This window comes from Myxococcus sp. SDU36 (assembly GCF_030168875.1).
GTDB classification, from domain to species: domain Bacteria; phylum Myxococcota; class Myxococcia; order Myxococcales; family Myxococcaceae; genus Myxococcus; species Myxococcus vastator.
Window position 1 is genome coordinate 5,569,354 of record NZ_CP077414.1, and the last position, 24,941, is coordinate 5,594,294.

Annotated in this window: 18 protein-coding genes; 10 read left to right on the forward strand and 8 right to left on the reverse strand. The window is 63.6% G+C overall.

Annotation, left to right across the window (positions count from 1 at the left end):
• Positions 1 to 17 precede the first annotated feature (17 nt).
• Together KGD87_RS22310 and KGD87_RS22315 are read right to left on the reverse strand one after the other, a co-directional pair.
• Entirely contained in the window at positions 18 to 737 is a 720-nt protein-coding gene (locus KGD87_RS22310; protein ID WP_284662415.1) for a YsnF/AvaK domain-containing protein, read from the reverse strand.
• 35 nt (positions 738 to 772) lie between these two features.
• Complete coding sequence (locus KGD87_RS22315; RefSeq protein ID WP_284662417.1) at positions 773 to 1,144, reverse strand: hypothetical protein; 372 nt, start codon at positions 1,142 to 1,144, stop codon at positions 773 to 775.
• 338 nt (positions 1,145 to 1,482) lie between these two features.
• On the opposite strand from KGD87_RS22315, the gene KGD87_RS22320 reads away from it, so the two are divergent.
• Positions 1,483 to 2,316 (forward strand): YsnF/AvaK domain-containing protein, encoded by an 834-nt coding sequence (locus KGD87_RS22320; protein WP_284662418.1) that lies wholly within the window; start codon positions 1,483 to 1,485, stop codon positions 2,314 to 2,316.
• 57 nt (positions 2,317 to 2,373) lie between these two features.
• On the opposite strand, the gene KGD87_RS22325 is transcribed toward KGD87_RS22320, so the two are convergent.
• From KGD87_RS22325 to KGD87_RS22345, 5 genes are all read right to left on the reverse strand, one after another.
• Positions 2,374 to 3,819, reverse strand: coding sequence for a serine/threonine-protein kinase (locus KGD87_RS22325; RefSeq protein ID WP_284662419.1), 1,446 nt, complete (start codon positions 3,817 to 3,819; stop codon positions 2,374 to 2,376).
• 120 nt (positions 3,820 to 3,939) lie between these two features.
• A complete protein-coding gene (locus KGD87_RS22330; protein ID WP_284662421.1) occupies positions 3,940 to 4,236 on the reverse strand; it encodes a hypothetical protein in 297 nt (98 codons plus the stop codon).
• 70 nt (positions 4,237 to 4,306) lie between these two features.
• The gene (gene dnaK, locus KGD87_RS22335; RefSeq protein ID WP_284662422.1) at positions 4,307 to 6,130 is read right to left on the reverse strand and encodes a molecular chaperone DnaK; all 1,824 of its coding nucleotides are present in this window, start codon (positions 6,128 to 6,130) and stop codon (positions 4,307 to 4,309) included.
• Positions 6,131 to 6,135: 5 nt separating this feature from the next.
• On the reverse strand, positions 6,136 to 7,008 hold the full coding sequence (grpE, locus tag KGD87_RS22340; protein ID WP_284662423.1) for a nucleotide exchange factor GrpE: 873 nt from the start codon (positions 7,006 to 7,008) through the stop codon (positions 6,136 to 6,138).
• Between the two features lie 101 nt (positions 7,009 to 7,109).
• Positions 7,110 to 7,610, reverse strand: coding sequence for a transcriptional regulator (locus KGD87_RS22345; protein ID WP_284662424.1), 501 nt, complete (start codon positions 7,608 to 7,610; stop codon positions 7,110 to 7,112).
• Positions 7,611 to 7,828: 218 nt separating this feature from the next.
• On the opposite strand from KGD87_RS22345, the gene KGD87_RS22350 reads away from it, so the two are divergent.
• The 3 genes from KGD87_RS22350 to KGD87_RS22360 all read left to right on the forward strand — a co-directional run bounded on the left by KGD87_RS22350 (position 7,829) and on the right by KGD87_RS22360 (position 12,117).
• Positions 7,829 to 9,850, forward strand: a complete 2,022-nt coding sequence (locus KGD87_RS22350) for a lamin tail domain-containing protein (RefSeq protein ID WP_284662425.1) — start codon at positions 7,829 to 7,831, stop codon at positions 9,848 to 9,850.
• A 176-nt stretch (positions 9,851 to 10,026) separates the two neighbouring features.
• Positions 10,027 to 10,602: a very short patch repair endonuclease gene (locus KGD87_RS22355; protein WP_284668680.1), complete on the forward strand. Its 576-nt coding sequence runs from the start codon at positions 10,027 to 10,029 to the stop codon at positions 10,600 to 10,602.
• A gap of 87 nt (positions 10,603 to 10,689) precedes the next feature.
• Complete coding sequence (locus KGD87_RS22360; RefSeq protein WP_284662426.1) at positions 10,690 to 12,117, forward strand: ISKra4 family transposase; 1,428 nt, start codon at positions 10,690 to 10,692, stop codon at positions 12,115 to 12,117.
• A 51-nt stretch (positions 12,118 to 12,168) separates the two neighbouring features.
• On the opposite strand, the gene KGD87_RS22365 is transcribed toward KGD87_RS22360, so the two are convergent.
• Positions 12,169 to 13,221 carry a DNA cytosine methyltransferase gene (locus KGD87_RS22365; protein ID WP_350099509.1) on the reverse strand — a complete coding sequence of 351 codons (1,053 nt, stop codon included), beginning with the start codon at positions 13,219 to 13,221 and terminating at the stop codon, positions 12,169 to 12,171.
• 338 nt (positions 13,222 to 13,559) lie between these two features.
• Here KGD87_RS22365 and KGD87_RS22370 point away from each other — a divergent pair, with 338 nt between their 5' ends.
• From KGD87_RS22370 to KGD87_RS22395, 6 genes are all read left to right on the forward strand, one after another.
• Complete coding sequence (locus KGD87_RS22370) at positions 13,560 to 15,740, forward strand: sigma-70 family RNA polymerase sigma factor (protein ID WP_284662428.1); 2,181 nt, start codon at positions 13,560 to 13,562, stop codon at positions 15,738 to 15,740.
• Positions 15,740 to 17,269 (forward strand): ATP-binding protein, encoded by a 1,530-nt coding sequence (locus KGD87_RS22375; protein WP_502887955.1) that lies wholly within the window; start codon positions 15,740 to 15,742, stop codon positions 17,267 to 17,269. The genes KGD87_RS22370 and KGD87_RS22375 overlap by 1 nt, the downstream gene beginning before the upstream one ends.
• Positions 17,266 to 20,127, forward strand: coding sequence for a Z1 domain-containing protein (locus KGD87_RS22380; RefSeq protein ID WP_284662431.1), 2,862 nt, complete (start codon positions 17,266 to 17,268; stop codon positions 20,125 to 20,127). Before KGD87_RS22375 ends, KGD87_RS22380 begins: the two co-directional genes overlap by 4 nt.
• Complete coding sequence (locus tag KGD87_RS22385; protein ID WP_284662432.1) at positions 20,111 to 21,130, forward strand: PD-(D/E)XK motif protein; 1,020 nt, start codon at positions 20,111 to 20,113, stop codon at positions 21,128 to 21,130. The genes KGD87_RS22380 and KGD87_RS22385 overlap by 17 nt, the downstream gene beginning before the upstream one ends.
• Positions 21,131 to 22,921 (forward strand): AIPR family protein, encoded by a 1,791-nt coding sequence (locus KGD87_RS22390; protein ID WP_284662433.1) that lies wholly within the window; start codon positions 21,131 to 21,133, stop codon positions 22,919 to 22,921.
• Positions 22,922 to 23,239: 318 nt separating this feature from the next.
• Positions 23,240 to 24,487 (forward strand): ISAs1 family transposase, encoded by a 1,248-nt coding sequence (locus tag KGD87_RS22395; RefSeq protein ID WP_284662434.1) that lies wholly within the window; start codon positions 23,240 to 23,242, stop codon positions 24,485 to 24,487.
• Positions 24,488 to 24,941: the final 454 nt, after the last annotated feature.

Here is a 24,941-nt window from a genome sequence, read left to right on the forward strand (position 1 = left end):
CCTGTGCGGCGCGTCAGTCAGGAGTGCAGCCCGTCCAACGGGCCGTCGTGGAGCACCTCGCCCTGCTCCTCCACTTCCGCCGTCTCTTTCCGAACGGTGGCGTGGACCTGCCGGAGCACCTCGTCGGTGTACCGGGAAACCGCGACCTCCTGCCAGACATGAACCGACCTGGCGACCTCCACCCGCTCCTCGCGCAGGGGGATGACGAAGGTGCCCGCCTCGAAGGGCACCAGCCCCTCCAGCACCGGCCGGGCGGACGCCACGGCCTCCGGCGCCGGCGGGCGCTCGCCGTCCACCGCCTGTTCGGACACCCGCTCCACCACCAGCTCCTCGCGGCGCACGGGCACGGAGAAGTGCCGCACCTCCGTCCGCACCACCTTGTGGATGCGCACCTGCCCCGCCTCGCGCACCACCACGTGCGGATGGGCCTCCTCGTGGGCCAGGGGCACCACGAGCTCGCCGGGCGTCGCGAACTCGGCGGAGAGCACGGCTTCGGGGTGACCTGACCGCGCCTGCTCCGACGCCTCTTCCGTCGTCGCCACCTCGTCCCGCGTCAGCCCCAGGTGCACGTCTTCTCCGCGCACGTCCACCACGTCGCCGTAGCGCGCGGCGAAGGACTTCAGCCGCAGCAGCCCCCCTTCGATGGCGAAGGTCTCCCCGCCACACCCCACCACGGTGCCCAACCGGGTCCCATCCGCGGTGAAGACCCGCATCCCTTCCCGTACGTCCGTGCGCATCGAAGGACTCCTCTCGTGTGATGTGGTCCGCGGGCTCATGACAGCCTGGGCTCGCTCCAGGGATGCTCCCGGCCATTCGGCCCGCGGCGGAGCACCCGCTCCAGGGGCGCGCGGGGACGCGCCGGGTCCGTCTCCAGCGCCGCGGGCACGCAGGCAGCGGCCGGCGGGCCGGGCACCAGGGCCAGGGCGGGCGGCGGCCGGAGTCGGCCGCGCGCGCGCCGGCCCGCCACCAGGGCGCCCAGCACCCCGGAGGCGCAGGCCGCGCCCACCACGGGGCCTCGCAGGTCCGGGCGGAGCAGCCGGTGGAGGCCACGCACCACCAGGTGCGCCCCCACGCCCGCGGCGGCGCCTCCCACCCACGAGTCACTCCAGCGCCACGGCACCCAGGTCCCCTGCCTGCTCCTCATGACGGTCTCCCGTTGGGTGCTCACGGCACGCGGCCCGGACGCACCTCGCCTGAAGATGGGGTGGACCGCCGCGCCCTGAGAAGCCCCGGGCCCCCGCCGCCGGCGCGGTGACACCCGGGCAGGCGAAAGGACAGGCGGGCGTTCGGGCGGGCAGGCGCGGTGGCAGGCCAACTGGCACTGCGTCCTCGGCCCCTGTCGCCAGGACGAGGCGCTCACACCTTCCATGATGACCGGGGTGGAAACCCCAGGGCCTCGCGCTCGCACGCGAGGCCTCCACCAGCGCCGGGGCTCAGGGTGTGGCCAGCAGGTCCACCCGCCCCGGTCACGAGGAGCCAGACATGTACCAACGCAGCGACATCAAGGAAGGAATGGTCGTCCGCAGCATCGACGGCGAGAAGCTCGGCAAGGTCTTCGCCGTCGGTGAGAGCGAGTTCCACATCGAGAAGGGCCTCTTCTTCCCGAAGGACTACCTGGTCCGGTACTCGGAAGTCAGTCGCATCGACGGCTCGGAGATCATCCTCAGCCACGGCAAGGAGGCGCTGAGCCGGCTGACGGATGAGGACCGCACGGGCGCCATCGCCGGCACGGGGGGCGGCGCGGGCGTGGGCCCGGGCGCGGTGGGCATGGGAGCCACCACGGACACGGCGGGCCGCAAGGGCACCTACGACGCGGGCTACGACACACGCCTGGGCCCGGATGCCCGCTACGGCACCGGCGCGGACACCGCGGTGGGCGCGCGGGGCCTCCACGGCCGCGAGGAGGACGTCACCATCCCCCTGCACAGGGAAGAGATGGACGTGCTCAAGCGGGACGTGCAGGCCGGTGAGGTCCGCGTCCACAAGGACGTAGTGGAGGAGGACCGGGAGGTGGACGTCCCGGTGCGCCGCGAGCGCGTCCGCGTGGAGCGCCGGGACGTGAGCCCGGGACGCCCGGCGATGAACGCCTCGTTCCAGGAGGAGACCGTCGTCGTCCCGCTGCGCGCCGAGGAGGTCGAGGTCCAGAAGCGCGCCGTCGTCGACGAGGAGGTCGTCATCCACAAGGACGAGGTCGACGAGCAACGCCACATCTCCGAGCACGTGCGGCGGGAAGAGGTGGACATCCGCACCGAGGGCGAGGAGCGCGCGCGCACGTTGAACGCGCCCTCCGACGACCCGCTCAAGCGCGGATACTGAGCGCGCCGCCCGGGCCCCGCTCTCCTCCCGAGGGGGGCCCGGCTTCCCCGCTCACCGTCAGGGCGAGGACTTCACGAGCGGCGGGCGCATGAGGGGCGTCTCGTCCACGGCCAGCCCTCCCATGGGGTTGCCCGTGGCGGGCGAGCGGCCCAGTTGCTGGAACTCGCGAGCCCGGTCGGGGAAGCGCCGCTCCATGAGCCGCGCCAGCTCCGAGTCGCTCGCCGGACGGCAGGCATCCGCCAGCCGGTCCGCCATCTCCCGCGCGCTGCCAAAGCGGGCCTCGGGGCGCCTGGCCAGCGACGTCTCCAGCACGCTCCACAGCGCCCGGGAGATGTGCGAAGGGCGCGGAGGAAGGGGCTCGTCGCAGATGGCGTGCATGGTGGCCAGCTCGTCAGGCTTCTCGAAGGCCCGCGCGCCGGTGAGCGCCTGATAGAGGACGAGCCCCATGGCGAACAGGTCGCTGCGCGCGTCCAGCTTCATGCCGCGCGCCTGCTCGGGGGACATGTACAGCGGCTTGCCCTTCACGATGCCCGGCAGCGTCACCGTGCGCTGGGCGCGGGCCTTGGCCACGCCGAAGTCCAGCACCTTCACCCGTCCGTCGAACCCCACCATGAGGTTGTGCGGGGACAAGTCCCGGTGCACCAGCTCGAGCGGCGCGCCGTCCTCGCCCTGCAGCACGTGCGCCGCATGCAGCCCCGCCAGCCCCTGGCACACCACGCCCACCGCGTGCGCCGTCTCCAGCGGGCCCTTGGCCGCGTGGAGGAGCCGCTCCAGGTCCACGCCGCGCACCAGCTCCATGGCGATGTAGTATGCGCCCTCGGCCTCGCCGAAGTCGTAGACGTGCACCAGGTTGGGGTGGGAGAGCCGCAGGCCGATGCGCGCCTCGTCCAGGAACTGCTGGACGACGGAGGGGTCCGCGGACAGGTGCGGGAGGATGCGCTTGAGGGCCACCAGCCGGCCCAGGCCCTCCGGGCCCCGGGTCCGCGCCACCAGCACCTGCGCCATGCCCCCGGTGCCCAGCGGCGTCACCACCTCGTAGCGGCCGATGTGCCCGCGCGACGCCGGCGGAGGCGCCGTGGTGAGCGCGTCCAGCCGCTCCAGCGCGCCCTTGCCGTCCGTCAGCGCGAGGAAGCCCAGCACGGCGGTGTCGAGCTGCTCGCCAATGGCCTCCACCAGCTTCATCACCAGGCCGCCGCCGCCGTCGAAGGTGCCCTCCACCACCAGCCCCAGGCCCCCCAGCACCAGGCTGCCCAGGGCCAGCCGCGCGCAGAAGAGCGTCCGGCCGTCCTCCAGCTTGCGGACCCCCTGCCAGTGGGCCGCCTCCAGGACGTCCACGCCGGGCTCGCCCAGCACCCGCGTCAGCACCGGGCCCCGCGTCCCCCGCAGGGACACGAAGCCCGCGCGCGCATGCACCAGCCGGGCACACTGCGTGAGAAACACGTCCAGCCCGGAGTCCAGGTCCAGGCCCCGCTCCAGGCAGTCCTCCAGGATGACGTCGGCCATCCGATGCACGGAGACCAGCCCGCGGAGAAAAACGACCTCTTCCTCGAGTGAGGGAAATTCCACGGGCCCATTCAACACCCGGGACGTCCTTTTCAGGAAACCCGAAGCCAGCCCAGGCGGCTACACGCGCTCCCGGCCCTTCAACGACGCCACGGCGGGGAGGTGCTCGGGCGCGCTGGAGCGGAGCGCGCGGGGCAGGGGGTCATCCATCAGCCCGTGCACCTCCAGCACGCGCTCCAGGTGCGCCACGCGCTCGCGGAGCAGCCGGACCTCCATGCCACCGTGCTGGGCCTCCTTCAGCCGGATGAAGGCCTCCACCAGGGGCTTGAGGGAGAAGCGAAGCGTGAGCCCGAACAGGGGCACCCCCACCACCATGGCGGTGATGAGGAACATGACAATGCCTTCGGTGACGTCCATTGATGCGCTCCAGGGGGCCTGACTGCGCGGCAGACGGTCTACGCTGGAGCGCGGAGGCGATTGCGAGCGCTCAGCTCGCCTGCCCCGTGTAGATGGCGTCCGCGATGCGGTAGGCGCTGCCCTCCAGGCGCTGGAAGGACTCCTTGAGCACCGCCACGTCGGAGGTGTTGAGCACCTCCCTGAGGCGCTCCAGGTCCACCTTGATTTCCTCGCGGTCCGTCTCCGACAGGAGGCTGGCGTACTCCTCCAGGCTCTTCTCCGTCGTGTAGATGAGCCCGTCGGCGTTGTTGCGCAGCTCCGCCAGCTCCTTCTTCTTCTTGTCGTCGGAGGCGTGCGCCTGCGCGTCGGAGATCATCCCCTGGATCTCCGCCTCGGACAGGCCGGAGTTGCTCACCACGCGCACCTGCTGGACCTTGCCGGTGCCCAGGTCCTTGGCGCTGACGTGGACGATGCCGTTGGCGTCGATGTCGAACGACACCTCGATTTGCGGCACGCCGCGCGGCGCCGGGGGGATGCCCACCAGTTCGAAGCGCGCCAGCGTCTTGTTGTCCGCCGCCATCTCACGCTCGCCCTGGAGCACGTGCACGCTCACCAGGGGCTGGTTGTCCACGGCGGTGGAGAACACCTGGCTCTTCTTGCAGGGGATGGTGGTGTTCTTGTCGATGATTTTGGTGAACACGCCGCCCGCCGTCTCGACGCCGAGCGACAGCGGCGTCACGTCCAGCAGGAGGACGTCCTTCACCTCGCCCTTGAGCACGCCGCCCTGGATGGCCGCGCCCACGGCGACGACCTCGTCCGGGTTGATGCCCTTGTGCGGCTCCCGGCCGAAGAACTCCTTCACCTTCGCCTGCACGCGCGGCATGCGCGTCATGCCGCCCACCAGCAGCACCTGGTTGATCTGCTGCGCGGGAATGCCCGCGTCCTTCAGGGCAATCCGGCACGGCTCGATGGTGCGGTCGATGAGGTCCGTCACCAGCGCCTCGAAGGTGGCGCGGTCCACCGTCTCCGTCAGGTGCTTGGGACCGGAGGCATCGGCGGTGATGAACGGCAGGTTCACCTCCGTCTCCGGCGCACTGGACAGCTCGTGCTTGGCGCGCTCGGCGGCTTCCTTCAGGCGCTGGAGCGCCATGCGGTCCTTGCGCAGGTCCAGCCCGTTGTTGGCCTCCGCGAAGCGCTTGGCCAGGTAGTCGATGAGGCGCTGGTCGAAGTCCTCGCCGCCCAGGAACGTGTCGCCGTTGGTGCTCTTCACCTCGAACACGCCAGCGTTGAGCTCCAGGATGGAGATATCGAAGGTGCCGCCGCCCAGGTCGTAGACGGCGATGCGCTCGGTGCCACCCTCCTGCACCTTGTCCAGGCCGTAGGCCAGGGCCGCGGCGGTGGGCTCGTTGATGATGCGCAGGACGTTGAGCCCGGCGATGCGGCCGGCGTCCTTGGTGGCCTGACGCTGGCTGTCGTTGAAGTAGGCGGGGACGGTGATGACCGCCTCGGAGACCTGCTCACCGAGGTAGTCCTCCGCCGTCTGCTTCATCTTCATCAGGACGATGGCGGAGACCTCCGGCGGGCTGTAGCCCTTGCCGCGAATCTCCACCCACGCGTCGCCGTTGGGGCTGGAGGCCACCTTGAAAGGCGACACGCCAATGGCCTTCTTGGCCTCGGGCGAGTCGAGCTTGCGGCCGATGAGCCGCTTCGCCGCGAAGACGGTGTTCTCCGGGTTGGTGATGGCCTGCCGCTTGGCGATCTGCCCCACCAGGCGCTCGCCGGAGTCGGTGAAGCCCACCATGGAAGGCGTGGTCCGGCTGCCTTCGCTGTTGGGGATGACCACCGGCTCGCCGCCCTCCATGACGGCGACGCACGAGTTGGTCGTCCCAAGGTCGATTCCAATCACCTTGCCCATGTTGGTTACTGACTCCCCCCGGAAGAGTTCTCGGACTGCGCGGGCGCGGCGGGCGCCTCGGTGTCGGTCGTGGCGGTGGCGGGTTCGGCGGTGGCCGGCGGCTCCGCGGCGGCGACCGGCTCAGCCGGCGCGCGCGCGACGACGACCATGGCCGGACGCACCAGCCGTTCATTCAGATAGAAGCCGCGCACGACCTCGTGGGCCACGTGGCCGGCGGGGACGTCCGCCGTCTCCACCTGCTGGATGGCCTCATGGAGGCGCGGGTCGAAGGGCTGTCCCTTGGCGCTGAAGCCCTTCACGCCGTGGCGGCCCAGCGCGTCCTCGAAGGACTTGCGCGTCATGGCCACGCCCTTCTCGAAGCTGTCCAGGTCCGGCGTCTTGGCCGCGGCGTCGAGCGCGCGGTCCAGGTTGTCCATCACCGGGAGCAGGTCCTTGAGCAGCTTCTCCGAGCCGAAGCGCTGGACCTCCTCCTTCTCCTTCTGCGCGCGCTTGCGGTAGTTCTCCAGGTCCGCGGCGTGACGCACGGTGCGCTCCTGCGCCTCCTTCGCACGCTCGTGGGCCTCGCGCAGGCGCTCCATCGTCTCGCGCCCCTTGGCCTGGCTGAACTCGAGCTGGGCCTTGAGGGACTCCACCTCCTGGCGGAGCGCGGCCACGTCCTCGGACGGGGGCGCCTCTGCGTCGGGGGGCGGAGAAGCGGTGTCTTCGGGGGACGGGGACGCTTCGGCCTCCACCGGGGTGGACGGGCTGGAAGCCCCCACCTCGATGACGGTGACTTCGTCCTCTTCGTCCATGTGACGCTCGACGCTGCGGACCGCCGCGTCGATGACGTCCTGCCCGATATCTGTCTGGATTCTGCTCTTGTCGTTCGAGCCGGCCACGGCGCGTACTATCTCACGCGCCGCGGGACCTTCCAAATGTCGAGAAGGACGAAGGAAACCGGCCTGCCCCCGAGCAGGCGGGCTTCACGTTCAGCGGAACTTCACGCTCCGGCGGTGGGCTTCTTGGGCCGGCCAATCGTCTTCTTGGAACCTGAAACAGCCTTCTTCGCCGGCTTGGTGGCGGGGCTCTTGGCAGCGGCGGTCTTCTTGCGGCCAATGGACTTGCCCCCGGCCTTCTTCGCGGCGGGGCGGGAGGCGCTGGCCTTGGGGGTCTTGGGCTCGGCCGTGGGCTCGGCCGGCGCCTGGGCGGGACGTGAGGAGGTGGCCTGCTCGCCGCCCTCCTCGTTCGTGAAGGCGCGCTCGACGGCGCCCTCGACCTGACGCACCGCGACTTCAATCTTCTCCGCGGCCACCTTGCTGGTGCTGGCGGCCCAGGTGCGCAGCTGCTCCAGGCCCTCCTTCACCTTGGCCTGGTTCTGGGGGTCCTTCACTTCCTTGAGGAGGCGCTCTGCCTCTCCGCGCAGGTCATCGGTGGTGCGCTTGAGCTCGTCACCGGTGCGCTTGAGGAAGTCCATCAGCTGCTTGTCCCACTTGTTGGCCATGTGCTGTGTCCTCCATGGGGCGGACATCCCCCCGAAAAAACCATTCCACTCCACGGCTGCCCGGAGCGCAAAACCTTCCAGCGCTTGCTTGAAATACGAACGATGACGGCGGCCATTGCCTTTCGCGCGACGCGCTTCGTGCATACGGGTGTCCGTCGGGGCTAGAGTGGGCGCGTCGCGGGCCCCACTCCTCGAGGCCCGCGCTGGAGCCCGCCGACATGCCGTTTTGCCGAATGGCGGGGATGCTCGCCGTCCTCACCTTGCTGTGCGCCTGCTCCGAGGGACGTGGAACCTCGGGGGGACCCCGTCTGCCCGCGGTCGAGCTGTCTCCGACGACGGTGGGCCTTGCCTACGAAGCCATGTTCACCGCGTCCGGGGGCGAGCCACCCCTGCGCTACACGGTGTCGCCGCCGCCGCAGGGCTTCTCCTTCTATACGGGAGAGGGGCGGCTGCAGGGGCCGGGCAACGAGGCCGGTGACTTCGCCGTCACCGTGACGGTGCGGGACGCGGACGGCCTGGAGAACGTGCGGACGTACGCGCTGAGAATCTATCCACGCCCGGAGGTCACCACCGACGGGCTCCCCGCCGCCACGGCGGGGGACAGCTACGAGCACGTCCTGGTCGCCACGGGCGGGCGCCCTCCCCTTCAGTGGGAGCTGGTGGAGGGGTCGCTGCCCACGGGCATCGCGTTGAGCGCCGCGGGCGTGCTGACGGGTCAGGCCCAGGGCGAGGGGAACCATCCCATCACCCTGCGGGTCCATGACGCCCACGGCGCCGAGGCCGAGGTCCAGCTGGGGCTGGAGGTGGTGGGTCCCGGGCAGACGCCGGACGGGGGCGCGCCGGATGGGAGCTTTCCGCTGTCGGTGGGGAACTGGAACATCGAGTGGTTCGGGGACCCGGACTATGGGCCCAACGACGAGCCGCTGCAGTTGGCCAATGCGCAGGCCGTCCTCGCCGACGCGGGCGTGGACTTCTGGGGGCTGGCGGAGATTGTCAGCACGGCGCAGTTCAACGCGCTGAAGGCGCGGCTGCCGGGCTACGACGGCTTCCTGGCGGACGACGGCTCGCGGGTGTCGTCGGGGTCGAGCTACTACGCGGCCAACGAGCAGAAGGTGGGCGTGCTGTTCAAGTCGGACGTGGTGCAGGTGCTGCGGGCGGACGTGGTGCTGCTGAACCACGACTACGACTTCGGCGGGCGTCCGCCGCTGCGCGTGGACCTGCGCATCCAGCGCGGCGGCGCCAGCGTGGACGTGACGGCGTTGGTCATCCACATGAAGGCGCTCGCCGGTCCCGACGACTACGCGCGGCGCCTGTCTGCCTCCATGGCGATCAAGGACTACCTGGACGTCCGCCTGCCCACGCAGCGGGCCATGGTGGTGGGTGACTGGAATGACGACGTGGATGCGTCCATCGCGACCAATCCCAACACCGGGCTGAAGTTTGAATCGCCGTTCCGCAACTTCGTGAACGACTCGGCCAATTACAAGTTCACCACCCAGGCCCTGTCCGAGGCGGGCATTGGCAGCACGGCGAGCCGCAGCACGTTCATCGACCATCAGCTCGTCACCAATGAGCTGTGGGCCGGATATGTCCCCAACTCGACCCAGGTGCTGCGGCCGAACATCACGGGCTACCGGAACAACACGTCCGACCACTACCCCATCATCAGCCGCTTCAACCTCGGCAATGCGGGAGGCGGTGGAACGGGGACCGGCGGGACGCAGTACAAGGTGTTCATCAATGAGTACCTGCCGCAGTCGCACAACATCCCGGGGACGAGCACGCCGGATTATGACCAGCAGTTCGTCGAGCTGGTGAACGCGGGCACCACTGCGGTGGACCTGGGCGGATGGAAGGTTCACGACGCCAGCTCCTACGCGGGCGAGGATGACACGCGGCACGTGTTCCCCGCGGGGACGATGATTCAGCCGGGCAAGTCGTATGTCGTGTACTCGGGCCCGACGGCGGTGCCCGGGGGCGTGACGAACGCCACGGCGGCCTCGGGAGGCGGGCTGTACTTCAACCGGGGCGTCAACGTGGGCAGCAGCGGCGACACCGTGTACCTGGTGCGTCCGGACAACACCGTGCAGGACAGCGCGGGGTATCAGGACACGACGGTGGGTGTCTCCTACAACCGGAACCCGGATGGGAGCGCCACGGGGAGCTGGGTGCCGCATACGCAGCTGTCAGCCGGTGTTGAGGCTTCGCCTGGGCGGCGGGTGAACGGTGCGGGGTTCTGATAAGGGCGTGTCAGGAACGCTATAGCTATCACATGGATGGGCCATGTCCTGGTTTCCAAACATCCCCCCTCAATGCAGTCCAGCTTCGGACATCGTCTTTGTCCACGAAAACATTGCCTAAAACGTTCGGCGCGCTGTCTTCAAGTCCGCTCCAGTTCTATGGCTATCGAAGAGCTATGGCGCTTTCAAGATCCGAGCAAATGGCCCGCATCAAGGGCAAGAACACCACGCCAGAGCGCAAGCTTCGATCCGCGCTCTGGCGTGCTGGATTGCGCTACAGGTTGCACACGAGGACGCCTGTCGGGAAACCCGATGTGGTTTTTGCGACGAAGCGCGTTGCCGTATTCATTGATGGCTGCTTCTGGCATGGCTGCCCAGACCACTATGTCCGACCACGCTCGCATGAATTTTTCTGGAGGCAGAAACTCCGAGAGAACATCGAACGAGATCGGCGCCAAACCCTGGAGCTAGAATCTTTGGGGTGGAGGGTCGTCCGAATCTGGGAACACGAAGCGATTGAGGCAACCGCGCACATGGTCTCACGCGTGCAATCGGCGCTAATCACCCCGCACTGGAAACCGCAGATGGACTGGCGCGTCATCCTAGTTGAGTCTGTCGATGAAGCAACAAAATGGGAGCGTCGCAGCCTTGTGCCATTACGGGCCGAGCAACCACTTCGGCAAACCGTTGGACGTAGAGTAACAGCCAAGTGGCAACGGACGGGTGTGGCTCTGGAACTGAGCAACGAGTGAGCGACCAGGCAGGGGGCTCGCCGGGTGCCTGGTGGTCGGTAGAATGAGAGGCTTCTGGCGGGTTGTGCCACCGGAGGACATCAGACGATGCCGAAGGTCACCATCGAAGTGCCGGAAGGGTTCGAGGACAGCGTCAAGGCGCTGGAGGAGACGCTGAAGCGCGCCCACCAAGGGGTGGAGGGTGCGAGCAGAGGGGACCTGGCCGCGTTCGACGCCGCGTGGCAGGAGGTGAATGCCGGAGCGGAGAAGACGGAGCGGTTGATGAAGCGGAGGTTGCTTCGAGGGCTCGACCTCGACACGGCCCAGGTCCTCATCGAAGGCCAGCCCTACGTCCGAGTCGGACGGTACCCGGCGACGTACAAGACGCGGCAAGGGCCCGTCGAAATAGAGAGAAGCCTCTATCGGCGGGTGGGCGAGCGCAATGGCCCCACGGTGGACACCGTCAGCGTCCAAGCCGGGTGCGTGGCTGACGGCTGGTTACCGGAGGCGGCGGTGCCCATGGCGTACCTGCTGGCGCGAGGCACGTCGCGAGAGGCAGAGGCGACGGCGCGTCAGGTGGGTGTGCTGCCCTATTGCCGAGCCTCCTTCGAGCGGGTGGGGCATGCGGTGGGAGCGCTGTATGGCGGCCAGCGGCCTCGGGTGGAGGCGGCGCTGGCCCGGGAGCTGAGAGTGCCCCGAGGCACTCGCGGCGTGAGCGTCAGCATGGACAGGGTGGCCGTGCCGATGGAGGAGCCGAAGCGGCGGCCAGTGGGCCGTCCTCGCAAGGGCGCCCCCACGCGCCCGGTGGACGTCGTCTGGCGCATGGCCTACGCGGCCTGCCTCACCTTCCATGACGCCCACGGCGAAGCGCTGGGCACCCTGCGCTACGGGCGGATGCCGCGGGGCGAGGCCCGCGGGTTGGCCGAGCGCCTGGCCCTCGACGTCCAGGCCCTGGTTTCCAGACGGCGCGGCCTGTACGTCGCCGTCCTCACCGATGGCGCTCCCGAGTTGCACGCCTTGCTGGACGAGGCGCTCGCCACCCATGCCCCCTCGGCCAAGAAGCCGGTGCGCCTGGTGGACTTCTGGCACCTCATGGAGAAGCTCGGGCGTGCGGCTCGCGTGGTGGCTGGGGGAGAGAAGGCCTCCGCGCTGCGTGAGAAGTGGAAGCTGTCTTTGCTCAACACGCCCGGAGCGTCGTGGACGATTGCCATGGCGTTGCACGCAAGCGGCAAGCGGCATGTCGTCCTCGGTGACTGCCAGCCGGTGCACGAGGCCCTCACCTACCTGGAGAACCATGGCGAGCGAATGCACTATGCCGAGGCCCGAGCACGGGGACTCCCCATTGGCAGCGGCAACGTGGAGGCCACCTGCAAGTCTCTCGTCACCCTGCGCATGAAGCGCCCTGGCGCCCGCTGGAAGGAGGCGTCTGGCCAGCACATCCTGGACTTGCGCGCCCTGGTGCTCTCGGAACGGTGGGACGCTGCCATGCACCTCACGCTTGCGCCGCAGAGGGCCGAGGTGCGGCGCGCAGCATGATCAGGATGGGAGCCACACCCGTGGCAACGGACTCCCAAGTCTGAATGACGTCTATCCAAGCACTGCGCTGTTGAGCTTTCCTGGAGCTAGTTGTGATGGTCGCCACGCCCTGTGTGACTCGCGCAGAAGGGCATGCACAATCTCTCTCATCACAGGGGGACACACGCCATTTCCAAGAATCTTGATGCGGTCCCGGCGGCTGCCCTGATTCATATGAAATTTCTCGTCGAAGCCCATAGCCCTTCGGAGTTCGGGGACTTGCAGCATTCGCAATGTAGGTCCCGCCGTCCCTGGCTCGACCAGCCCAAAGCGATCTAGCGTAGTAATGGTTCGCAGAGGAACATCAAGAGACTGCCATCCACCTGATCCATCTGTACCATAGTAAACAATAAGGAACCTCTCGTTTTTCCCGAGCGCGGCCATGGCGCGTTCTGCCCGCTCCAAAGTGGCCTTTGCTCGACCCGGTTTGTAGAGCAACTGAGCATCCCAAGTACCCTTCCTATCGAGGATCCGCCGGACGGGCACTCGCGCTTGGTCATCCCTGATGGGAAGTTGGATGCGCGGCTCTTCTCCAAGGCGGCAAACCAAAAAGAGTCTCCTCCTGGATTGAGGCACGCCGACGTCCGCAGCATCCACCACGAGCGGCGTCACGCCGTAGCCAAGAGACTCAAGCCCCTCAATGAACTCCGGATACCGAGCCCACGAGCGCATGTGCACGACATTTTCCACAACGATCCACGTTGGCCGCAGGCTCCCAGCGTAGTTGAGCACTTGCATCGCAGTGGCCTTGCTATCCTCAGACCGGGGCTTTGCCCCCTTGGCACACGTATGGTTCGTACACTCAGGCGATGCGAGAAGCAGATCAATACGCCCTAGGGACTGAACATCAGGAAGGACCCCTTCACCTTCGAGTTTGGCGCAGATGGCTTTTCCGCGCGGAAAGTTGGCTCTCCAGGTGTTTGATGCGACGTCCCACGCATCTACCCCTGCCACGACTTCACAGCCCGCCAATAGGGCGCCGTAGCTGCTACCGCCGCCACCACAAAAGAGATCGAGTACCCGGACTCCGCTCACGCTCGTGACCCTACCAAGCGGCAGCCTCACTGGCTACTCCGAAGCAGGAGGGGGACTAAGCCTCGTCCCCCCTCCTGTTCACCCCGCGCACCGCACAGTTGCGGTTGAGGAGCCCCCAGCCTCAACCCGTCCTCACACCATGAGTGCGTATCACTACGCTACATACTCCACGAGGAAGGGTGCGGTTGTACTCACGGGTCAGCATGCCCCCAATCAATGCCCCACGAGAACAAGCGCACATAGGAAAACCGGTTCGCGTTACTCGACAGACTCCCCGGACATGGTGCACCATTCCGTACTCGTGGAGGCACAGCTGAAGGCAGTCGAGCACGACGAAAAGCTGACCTGACGAGGCCCATGGGGATGCCATGAATGAGCCGGTACGCGTCCAGCGAAAACCTTTGCTCCCAGTTTTCAGAATGGCTGTGCTCGCCGGGGGCAAACCATCTGTAGAATTGCACATTCGACGCGGTGTGAACGTCAACGCGACCGACGAGAAAGGTAGGTCGCCGCTGATTCTTGCCGCATCCAGGGGCCATGTCGAAATCTGCAGGCTGTTACTGGAGGCGGGAGCGGACCCATCCCTCAGAGATTGCGACGGGAACGATGCACTCTCCGTCGCAGGCGCCAAGGGACAATCAGCTGTTGTGGAGTTGCTACGGAAGGCTCCCTCCCCTTGCGGCGCTCCTGTCCCGACTTCTGAGCCGCCTGTTGAGCAGCCCAGGCAGCTACTGCCCATCCGCACGTTTGAAGATCCAAGAGAGGACTCGAAACACCTGACTCTTGCCCCCTCCAAGGAGCTGGACCTCAGCGACGCTGTGGATCTTGCCGCGTGGGAGGAGGAGATTGAGGCACCACCACCGCCATCCGATCCTGCGTGTCTAGTGGCGGCTGGTGGATTACAATGGCAGTTATCCCGGCATGCACCGTTCGACACCGACAAAAACTGGGACGACATCGAGCTCAGCCTGCCTAATGCGCTCAGTGCTCTGGGACACAGGGCAAAGCGGGGACGAGAAACGGATTGGGCGCTCAGGTCTCTCATCGTAAAGGCCCTTCGTGAGGGGCGACTCCCAGCTTGGTGCATCGCTGACGCATCACCTGGGAACGACGATGACTGGGAAGAGCGGGATTCGCGATTTGAGGCCAACCTTCGCATCATGCTGGGCGACTTGGGTGTCACCATAGATGACACTCCTCTAGTTCCAGACGTGCTCGATCCTGATGAGAATACAAAAGACGACGAATACGATGAGCAATACGACGAGGTGGCAAGCGAGGCGCTCAGCTTCCTGCAGACACTGAACTCGAACGATACGGACCCACTCGCGCTTTACGTTCGCAGTCTTCCCAAGGACCGCCTGGATCGCGAGGGCGAGGTCGCATTGAGAATGGCGATGGAAGATGGGATGAAAGAAGCGTTAGTGGCCATCACCAACTCACCGGCAGCAATCTCCGAACTCCTCGTCATTATGGATGAAGTAGCATGTGGCGACCTCCCATTAGGGGTGCTCGTCGAGTTTGACGAAGCAGGGGAGACGTCCTCCGAAGAGCGATTGCCTATAGAGAATGATGTGGACCATGGCGGTGACGCCCTTCAGTCATTCGGCTCGGCGCCACATATCCCTCTGGAACTACAGTCGCACATCGAGATAGTTCGAACCGTATGTCGGGAGCTAGCTACGCTCGGTCCCGACATGCAGGGCTCGAAGCTTGCCAAGACGCTGGGGGAGCAGTTGGCTGCGATCAGGCCTTCTCAAAGCCTCGTGGCGAGGCTTCGCCGTGCTGTCGAGTCTGACCTGCGCGGAAGCACAGCCAGGCTGCGGATGAATGCCGGGCTCGCGAAAGCGCACAATGCAAGACAGCGCCTGATTGAAGCAAATCTAAAACTAGTGATATTCATCGCCAAGAAATACGGCGGCCTATCACTAATGGATCGCATCCAAGAAGGCAACCTGGGCCTGATAAAGGCAATTGAGCGCTTTGACTACCGCCGAGGCGCAAGACTCTCAACCTATGCGACCTGGTGGATACGGCAGTCAATCAGTCGCGCTACTGCTGACACATCTCGACTCATTCGCCTACCAGTCCATCGACTGGATCAACTCAGAAAGGCATTGAAAGAGCAAGTCAATATCTTCAACTTGTCAGGGCGTGATGCGACCCCAGAGGAACTCTCCGGACTGCTGGGGCTACCCCTGGAAAAGACTTGGCAGATCCTCGCAACACAGCAGGAACCGCTGTCGATGGAAACAGAGGATGGGTTGAGGGCGCTCGATGAATACATCGTACAGCGTACTCCTCCTCAGGAGGAAAGCATCGCAAGTTCGACCATGCAGGTGGCAGTCAGAAAGCTCCTTGAGCAACTTTCACCAAAGGAGGCGACCGTCATTCGCATGCGCTTCGGAATTGGGGTCAACGAGCATACCCTTGAAGAGGTTGGGACGCACTTCAATTTTACCCGGGAGCGCGCCCGACAAATAGAGGGAAAGGGACTTGAAAAATTGGCGCACCCCAGCCGAATCAAGATCGTCGAGGGGTTATTGTGATGGAAAAGGATGCCACACACTCGCGGCCTCCTCCAAGGTCCCGCTCCGCTCCGCCACGAGCGTCGGCCATGTTGGAGGCACTCCGTGGGTTGGGCTATTCTGCAGCCACAGCGTTGGCCGACATCATCGACAACAGCATGTCAGCCAGAGCCGGGCGTGTCGAACTCACCTTCAGATGGGACGGCACACACAGTCATGTTGCAATCCTGGATGACGGCCAGGGCATGAATGCCCAGGAACTCGATCTCGCGATGCGGCTTGGCGAAAAAAGCCCGTTAGACCAGCGTAGGGCGGGCGATCTCGGACGGTTCGGACTGGGACTCAAGACTGCATCATTTTCCCAGTGCCGCAGGTTGACTGTAGCCAGCCTCAAAAGCGGTCAACTGAACTGCCTTCGATGGGACCTGGATGTGCTCGCTGCCAGTTCAGACGATGGTTGGCATCTCCTTGAAGGACCAGCAGAAGGATCCGAGGAACTGCTTCAATCGCTGAAGGAGATAGACAAGGGAACCATTGTTGTCTGGGAACGGCTGGACCGGATTGTCACACCTGGATTCACCGCCCAGGACTTCCTAAACCTAATGGACACAGTCGAATATCATCTCGCCATGGTCTTCCATCGCTATTTGGATGGGCCGCGCCCCAGGCTGAGGCTGTTCATGAACGGAAAGGCGGTAGCCCCGTGGGATCCGTTCCTGGCCAAGCACCCCGCGACCTGGAGTTCCCCCGTCGTCCGACTCCTCGCAGGAGGAGGCACGGAGGTGCAGTGCCACGTACTACCGCACAAAGATCGCCTCGCCCCCCACGAAGTACAGTCGGCGGGCGGGCCCGATGGATGGACGGCGCAGCAGGGATTCTACGTCTACCGAAACGAACGCCTGTTGCTTGCGGGCAGCTGGCTCAGTCTTGGCTCCGCGCGCTCGTGGACGAAAGAGGAGGCGCACAGGCTTGCCCGAATTAGACTTGACATCTCAAACACCGCGGACATCGATTGGAAAATCGATATTCGAAAATCGACCGCCAGGCCTCCTGTCTCAGTTCGCGCGGAACTGATTCGGCTCGCAGAGGACACCCGAGCGCGGGCCCGCAGGGTTTTTGCGCATCGTGGACAGCCGATCCGACAAAGCGGAGCCAAGCCTGTCGCGCAGGCCTGGCGAGCCGAGCACTTCAAGGGAGGCATGCGTTACCGGATCGAAGATTCGCACCCGGCCGTCAGCGCCGTCCTGAGTGAGGCCGGCTCCTTCGCGCATCAGGTCAGGGCAATGCTAAGGGTTCTTGAAGAAACCCTACCGGTACAGCGCATCTGGTTGGACACAACTGATGGGCAAGAAACACCAAGAACCGGGTTCTCCGGCACGCATTCCTCCGAAGTCCAGGCTGTGCTTTCGGTGATGTACCGGAATCTCGTGCTCAAGAAAGGAATGTCTCCAGAGATTGCCCGCGAGCAACTTCTTCACACTGAACCTTTCAACAACTACCAGGAACTCGTCGCGGCGCTACCAGACACACTGGATTCAGGAAATCAATGACTGCAACAGCCGAAGAGACCCGCCAAAAGATCGTCAAGTTCGTTCAGGAGTTATTGCTCGACGAAGCTGACAAAACATCCATCACGCCGGAATTGATCGCTGAAAAGATAGGAATGGTCCTCGCCATGAAACCCCAGTGGGGTAACGGCCTGGATAGAGATGCGGTTATAGATGAGCTCATCCGCCGCTTCAGTCTCTGGATCGGGAAAGACGTCAGCCTCAAGAGCGACATCGGCCATGAAGCTTGGTTGGTGGCGTCCCGCAAGCGGGACTGGCGCTATTGGCAGCGTTACCGGGAATGGATGGAACGCAAGCTCTCCTATAGAGCCATTGAGGCTCTGGACAAATCTACCGACACAGTCCTGGCCCTGCTGGAGGATCCCCGGCGTAATGGGTCCTGGAATCGCCGTGGGCTGGTGGTCGGTCATGTCCAGTCAGGAAAGACAGGACACTACAGTGGATTGATCTGCAAGGGTGCCGATGCAGGATACAAGATCATCATTGTCCTCGCAGGACTGCACAACAATCTGCGTTCTCAGACCCAGATGCGCCTGGACGAAGCCTTCCTGGGATTTGAGACACAGCCCGTCCCTGAAGACATGGTTCCAATCGGAGTCGGCGAAATAGATGGCGACCCATCGATACGCCCCAACTACGCCACTAACCGGACCAACACTGGCGACTTCAACGCGGGCATCGCGCAGAAACTGGGGATCACCCCGGAGCAGCGCCCCTGGCTGTTCGTTGTCAAGAAAAACAAGACCGTCTTGGAGCGACTGCTCCAATGGATTCGTATCCACGTTACAAATGTTCACGATACAGAAAAGGGTCGTCGCATCGTCACTCACCTACCCCTGCTTTTGATTGATGATGAGGCTGACCACGCAAGCGTCGACACAGGTGAAATCCTATTCGATGCTGACGGAAAGCCCGACGAGGAGCACCAACCCACAGCAATCAACAGGCTGATCCGACGTATTCTGCATACATTCTCACGCTCAGCCTATGTGGGCTATACCGCAACTCCATTTGCCAACATCTTCATCCATGAGAAGGCTGAGACGCGCGAGGAGGGACCTGATCTCTTCCCCGCTGGGTTCATCATCAACCTAGCTGCTCCTTCCAATTATCTCGGCCCCGCTAAGGTCTTTGGACTCAAAACTGAGGATGGGCGCACTGGCGGGATTCCGCTTGTGCGGGAAGTGAATGACTACCGTGAAAAGGATGGGCACGGGGGGTGGATGCCCGCGAATCACAAGAATGGTCACCGGCCTCTCTACGAAGGAAAGGATGAACTTCCTCCATCGTTGATCAAGGCCATCGACGCCTTTGTGCTATCATGCGCTGCTCGCAGAGCACGAGGACAAGAGCACGAACACTGCTCGATGCTTGTGCATGTTACGAGGCTAACGTCTGTCCAAAAGGCGGTGCATGTTCAAGTAGCGGAACGCATCCACCGCCTCCGGCAGAGGCTAAACCGCCGCATAGAGCATACGCAAGACCTCGCGTCGCTGAAGGCCCTTTGGGAGGGTGACTTCGTGCTGACTACCGCGCGCATGGCGGCAAGTCACCCGGAACTCGTGCGCAATGACCATCTCCGGTGGGAGAAAATTGAGGCTATGCTGCCCGAGGTAGTTTCGGACATCGAGGTCCGCATCATCAATGGTACGGCCAAGGATGCTCTGGATTATGCCGATCGCAAAGGGGCAGGACTGAAGGTCATTGCTATTGGCGGCGACAAGTTGGCACGAGGCCTTACATTAGAAGGACTGACTGTCAGCTACTTCCTCCGCGCATCAAAGATGTACGACACGCTCATGCAAATGGGGCGTTGGTTTGGTTATCGGCCTGGTTATCTGGATCTCTGCCGCCTCTACACGACCTCCGAACTCAATGAGTGGTTCGGACATATCGCAGACGCCTCGGAGGAGTTGCGAGAAGAGTTTGATTTAATGGCGTCCAGCGGCGCCACGCCTCGTGAGTATGGACTCAAGGTACAAGCCCACCCTGTCCTCATGGTCACGTCTCGTCTCAAGATGAGGTCCGCCAAGAATCTTATGCTGTCTTTCAGCGGCCAATTGCTAGAGACGGTAGCTTTCTATCGGGATCCAGACGTGCTTACCCGAAACTTCGATGTCGTTAGAAGGCTAATTGCTGTACTCGGTAAGCCGGAGATCAATCCGGAGCGGACCCGCAATGGCTCGAAGCAGGTCTGGCAAGGCTATCTATGGAGTGGCATTCCTGTCTCGGAGGTCGTTGGATTCCTGCAAGCATACAGAACGCATCCCGCAGCCTACAAAGTCAACAGCCTACTCATTGCCGAGTTCATCCAGTCTCTCGTGACCGAGAACGAACTGAAGAACTGGACGATCGCATTGATCGGCGGAGGAGATGGCACGCGACTGGATCTGGCGGAGGGAGTCTCGATTGAAATGCTCCATCGAAGCGATCATGGCGGCCATCCTGACCGATATTCCATTGGCCGCCTGATGTCTCCTCGAGACGAGGCGATCGACCTCGACGAGGCGGCATGGAATGCCGCACTGGCGACTACGCGCTCCGCCTTTCCTGCAGATCCTGCAAGGAACACGTCAGGAAAGGAGCCTGATGCCCCAGAAATCCCCAACGGCCCCGCGATCAGACGAATCCGCGGTTTTGGTGCCGAAGGAGTACCTCCGCGTCCGGACCACGGAGTCTTGTTCCTGTATGCCCTGGACCCTCAACGGGCAAACCTGCCTAAAGACAGCCCCCCTGTCATTGCATTTGCGATCAGCTTCCCTAGTAGCGCATCGGGTGTCAAGGTCGAGTATAAGGTCAACAATGTACTTTGGGAGCAAGAATATGGCGCCGCCGATTGATGCTGCTCGGTTGATAACCGCTTGGCGTGCCCTATCGGGGAGCGCCGAAGGCGAAGGCTGGCGCACGATTCCTATTGAGGTGGCTGCACCTTGTCGCCTGCTGGCGGGGCGTCACTTTCCCGGCGATGAGGAGGTCGTTCTTGTTGGGTTTCGAGAGGGCAACATTCCGCCTGACTCTCAACTCCCCCAGGGCCACGGATTCCGAGTCGCGAAACTCGCCACTGGCATTTTAGGCAATTCCCAAACCTGGTTGGCACTCTCTCGAAAAGCAGCCGGCAGCCTGGACCTATTTGTCATGATGGCGGGCGATGTGGTGGCATTGCTCGAAAACTGCTCTTCCTCAGGGGAAGCGCAGTTGCTCCAGTTGTTTCTTTCGAGAATCATGGCTTGGCAGAATTTCATGGGGCGGAGTCAAGACAACTTCCTTAGCCAGGAAGCCGAGGTCGGCCTATTCGGAGAAATGGTCGTCCTACAGCAGATCATCCAAGCCGGAGTGCCTCAAGGAGTCGCGCTTGAAGCTTGGCAGGGGCCACTTGGCAGCCTCCAGGACTACATGATCGGCTCGGGCGCCATTGAGGTGAAGACGACGGTGGCACCGAGCGCATTTCTTGCCAACATCGGCTCACTGGAACAATTGGATGAAACGCTGAGGCATCCCCTATTCCTTGCAGCCGTCCGACTTGCGCTTAGCGGGTCCGGCAAGACGCTTCCGGAACTGACACTGGACATCAGGGGATTACTAGGGGCCAATTCTGTTGCTCTTACGGCGTTCGAGCGCTGTCTGGTGCATGCCGGATATCTCGAAGTGATGTCTCACAGGTATCTGCGGCGATTCACACACTCTAGCACGGCCCTCTTACCGGTCGCAGCGCAGTTTCCCAGACTGACCCGCCAGAATGTCAATATTAGCATCAAGAGTGCCCGCTACGAGTTGGACTTGGCCTCCGTGATGCAGGTTGACGTGGGACTGGTCCACGCACTTCAGCGATTAGGAGCAATTTAGATGGAACTGGACGATTTCCTCAGGCAAACCCAGGCCGAAGTCCGCTCTGAGATTGGCGAGCGGCTTGATATCCCGGGCAATGGATATCCGTATCCAGAATCAATCTTCGCCGAGATAGTCATGCAGCACATGGCGGAGGTGGGCATGACTTTCGAACCAGTCATCTGCCACTACGCAGCCACCGTAGGCAATGCCCGCTTGCGCCTAAGCGGATATGCTATCTCGGAGGAGGCAGACCAGATTGACTTGTTTGTAAGCCTGTACTCAAACGTGGATACAATCACCCCCGTTCCAGATGCAGAAACAAAGGCTGCTGCCGAACAATGCATTCGCTTCCTGTCCAGATGCGCAGACGGCCGATTGGCGTCAACTATGGACGAATCCAACGATGCCTACGCCCTGGCTCTGACGATTCAGGACTGCTATGCAAACCTCGATCAAATTCGCGTATATGTCCTGACCGACAGGCAAGCAAAATCCAAGAACTTCAAGCCGCGAGAAATAAAGAACAAGACAATCAAGCTCGAAGTCATGGACATTGAGCGCTTGTTCCGCCACTGGTCAGCAGGCAAACCTCGCGACGAACTGGTGGTCAATTTCGAAGAGGTGTCTGGCGGTGCCCTGCCATGTGTATACGTGCCTGGTGAGGTGGCGGATTACGACTATGCAATGGCCGTCATTCCTGGCGAGGCATTGAGGTTTGTCTACGAGAAGTATGGTGCGCGCCTACTTGAGGCGAACGTCCGATCGTTTCTTAGCGTTACCGGCAAGGTGAACCGAGGCATCCGCGACACACTTCGGGCCGCTCCGGAGCGCTTCATGGCCTACAACAATGGCATCGTTCTTGTCGCCGACGAACTTCATCTTGGGAAGACGATGGATGGCGGTCCTGGAATCCGCTGGCTCAAGGGCATGCAAATTGTGAATGGAGGGCAGACCACCGCCTCCCTTTATTTCACCAAGAAGAAAATCCCTGAGGTTGATTTGCAGCGGGTCCGAGTACCCGCGAAAATCATCGTTCTCAAGGCGCACGAACCTGCCAAGGAAGAAGCGCTGATTTCCGACATATCAAAATACGCCAATAGCCAGAACTCAGTCAGGCAGTCGGATATGTCGGCGAACAAACCATTCCATGTTGAAATGGAAAAGTTGGCTATGTCTACATATTGCCCTGACGGCGTAGGGCGTTGGTTCTATGAGCGCGCAGCGGGGAGCTACAACGTCATGCTGTCACGGGAGGGAACGACTCCTGCAAAACTCAGGATGCTGAGAGAAGCCATACCACCCGCCCGTAAGCTAACGAAAACCGACCTTGCCAAGTATTTGAACGCATGGGAACAGAAGCCTCATCTTGTCAGCCTCGGAGCTCAAAAAAACTTCATCGAACTCATGAAGACATTCACGGAGACTGAGGGCGAACCGACCTACTCTCTCCCAAATATCTCGTCATACAAGCAGATGATCTCCAAAGCGATTATTTTCAGAACGGCCCAGAGACTGGTACGCCCTATGTTCCAGGCATTCCAAGCCAACGTAACCGCCTACGTGGTTGCACTGATTGCAAGGCAGCTTGGTGACAGGCTTGACCTCAGCACGATCTGGCTCACGCAGGGATGCTCACAACGGCTCCAGGAGCAGATCCAGGTGTGGTCCAGGGAAGTCAACGACGTTCTTCATCGTTCCTCTGGCGGGAGGATGATCTCCGAATGGGCCAAAAAGCCGGAATGCAGGGATGCAGTGTTGAACGCAACATTTTCTTCGGTGCTGCCCAACATTGCCGAGCTGAAGTGAGACGTGATCATGGAGGCATTTTGGACAGGGGCAGTTCCAGAATTTCACCAGGAGGAGACCCGCCCTCAATGGCAGGCCTGATGCGTTTTCTCGGGGTCGGATTTGAAGAAGGGTCGTCGGGTCGCGGGGTTGCGCGCGGGAGGGGTGAGCGGATTCGTACACCACCTGACGGGCGCCCTGGATGATCGCCCCCTGGCGGGTGGGCTGTGCTCGAAACTGAGCGCGGCAGCCGGAGGCGGAGGGACGGGGCCGGCGAGCCCCATCCCCCCTATGCCCCGCTCCGCGAGACGCGTGGACCGGGGCGAGAAGGAGTCGAGCATGGGTGGACTTCGAGGACAACAGCGGCGCGTGCTGCGGCAGGCGCGCCTGCCGTGGGATGACGCGGTGAGGGACCCGCGAGACGCGCGTGGCACCCGCCATGAGCACCTGGGCCTGTTGGGGCTGGTGGTGGCTGGCTTCGCGGTGGGCAAGAAAGGGTTGAAGCAGGCCGCGCAGCTGGCGGGGGATGTGGGAGCGCGGACGCGCAAGCGACTGGAGTTGCCGCGCTCGGTGAAGGGCTCGACGCTCTGGCGTCTGCTGCGCAAGCAGCAGACGGACGGCCTGCGGGAGACGTTGAGGGCCCAGGCGTGCGAGGTGCTGGAGGATTCGAGCGCCCCCCGCCTGCCATTCCCCTTGGGCGTGGTGAGCGTGGACGGCAAGAGCCTGTGGACGACGCACCAGGGCGAGGTGGAGGGCCTGGAGGCCGTCGCCAACGACGAGGTGGGCCGCGAGTTGTGGCGACTGGGCGCGCTGCGGGCCGTGCACACCAGCGCGCTGGCGGCGCCCTGCCTGGACTTGGAATTCATCGGCGCCAAGGAGGGTGAGTCTCCCGCCTTCCGGCAGTTGCTGCCGCGGGTGGTGGAAGCCTTTGGCAAGCACTTTGGGGTGGTGACAGCCGACGCGGGGCTGACGGCCGCGCAGAATGCAGCCTTGGTGCGAGAGCTGGGCAAGCACTACTGTTTCGGGTTGAAGGCCAACCAGCCCACCCTTCACGAGTACGCCATGCGGGCCATCGCCTCCAAGCAGTGCCCAGCCCGCTCGCGCACCGAGGAGCGGGCGCATGGGCAGACAGTGGTGCGCGAGTTGTGGACGCACGCGCTGACGCCCGACGAGGTGGACTTCCCTGGAGCGCGCACGTTGCTGCTGGTGCGTCAGCAGCACTGGGACGACGAGGACAACCTCCGGGCGGAGGACTACCGCTACTTCGTCACCTCGCTGGACACCACCGTCTTCAACTTCCACCAACTGCTGCGGCTGGTGCGGGTGCACTGGGGCATTGAGAATCGCCACAACTGGACGCTGGACGTCGTCCTGGGCGAGGACGCGCGCCAGCCCTGCCGCCCAACGCGCACGGCCCTGGAGGTAGTGGCCTGGCTGCGGGCGATGGCATTCAATCTGCTCTCCTGCTTCAGAACGCGTCTGCCTCCGCAAGGCCGTCACCTCGTGGAGTGGACACGCGCGTGCGAGCTCCTGCGCGACAGCCTCGTCCATGGACGACGACAGACGGCATTTGCCACACCGGACTGAGGGCTCGCCGGCCCTCCCTCCGCTTCTGGCCGCCACTCTCCTCCATGCGCACGGCGCCCCGGCCGAACGGCGAAGCTTTGCCGCACCGCGCCTCACTCTCACGCGGCCTCCTCACGAAATCGCAGACACCCGAGAACGCATCAGGCCTGCCCTCAATGGACCGACATCAAGACAATCATGCGTTAATCAGACAGCACTCGGTCCATTGGTTCCATTGACTTGGTGCCGAGCCCCCGCCTCCTCGTAGCCGCGCCAGCTCGTGGACGAAAGCCTGCGTTCCGCCAAAGACACCGCGTGCACTACCCCCAATGACTACATTGTGCGCCGAGGGCCCGCTCACAATTTACTTAGCCCTGAGAGGCGTTCCCCCCACCAGATAGGCCTCCAGGCGCAGAAGTCGGTCAAGCAATTTCGGAGCGGCCCCCAACCACCTCCGCCTGCTCGGCCGCCTCCG

Coding starts and splice junctions, on each gene's coding strand:
- KGD87_RS22385 (WP_284662432.1), top strand. CDS start 20,111: ATGGCGCCGCCGATTGATGCTGCTCGGTTGATAACCGCTTGGCGTGCC.
- KGD87_RS22330 (WP_284662421.1), bottom strand. CDS start 4,236: ATGGACGTCACCGAAGGCATTGTCATGTTCCTCATCACCGCCATGGTG.
- KGD87_RS22320 (WP_284662418.1), top strand. CDS start 1,483: ATGTACCAACGCAGCGACATCAAGGAAGGAATGGTCGTCCGCAGCATC.
- KGD87_RS22370 (WP_284662428.1), top strand. CDS start 13,560: ATGAATGAGCCGGTACGCGTCCAGCGAAAACCTTTGCTCCCAGTTTTC.
- KGD87_RS22390 (WP_284662433.1), top strand. CDS start 21,131: ATGGAACTGGACGATTTCCTCAGGCAAACCCAGGCCGAAGTCCGCTCT.
- KGD87_RS22310 (WP_284662415.1), bottom strand. CDS start 737: ATGCGCACGGACGTACGGGAAGGGATGCGGGTCTTCACCGCGGATGGG.
- dnaK (WP_284662422.1), bottom strand. CDS start 6,130: ATGGGCAAGGTGATTGGAATCGACCTTGGGACGACCAACTCGTGCGTC.
- KGD87_RS22325 (WP_284662419.1), bottom strand. CDS start 3,819: ATGGCCGACGTCATCCTGGAGGACTGCCTGGAGCGGGGCCTGGACCTG.
- KGD87_RS22360 (WP_284662426.1), top strand. CDS start 10,690: ATGCCGAAGGTCACCATCGAAGTGCCGGAAGGGTTCGAGGACAGCGTC.
- KGD87_RS22380 (WP_284662431.1), top strand. CDS start 17,266: ATGACTGCAACAGCCGAAGAGACCCGCCAAAAGATCGTCAAGTTCGTT.
- KGD87_RS22350 (WP_284662425.1), top strand. CDS start 7,829: ATGCCGTTTTGCCGAATGGCGGGGATGCTCGCCGTCCTCACCTTGCTG.
- KGD87_RS22395 (WP_284662434.1), top strand. CDS start 23,240: ATGGGTGGACTTCGAGGACAACAGCGGCGCGTGCTGCGGCAGGCGCGC.
- KGD87_RS22315 (WP_284662417.1), bottom strand. CDS start 1,144: ATGAGGAGCAGGCAGGGGACCTGGGTGCCGTGGCGCTGGAGTGACTCG.
- KGD87_RS22355 (WP_284668680.1), top strand. CDS start 10,027: ATGGCGCTTTCAAGATCCGAGCAAATGGCCCGCATCAAGGGCAAGAAC.
- KGD87_RS22345 (WP_284662424.1), bottom strand. CDS start 7,610: ATGGCCAACAAGTGGGACAAGCAGCTGATGGACTTCCTCAAGCGCACC.
- KGD87_RS22375 (WP_502887955.1), top strand. CDS start 15,740: ATGGAAAAGGATGCCACACACTCGCGGCCTCCTCCAAGGTCCCGCTCC.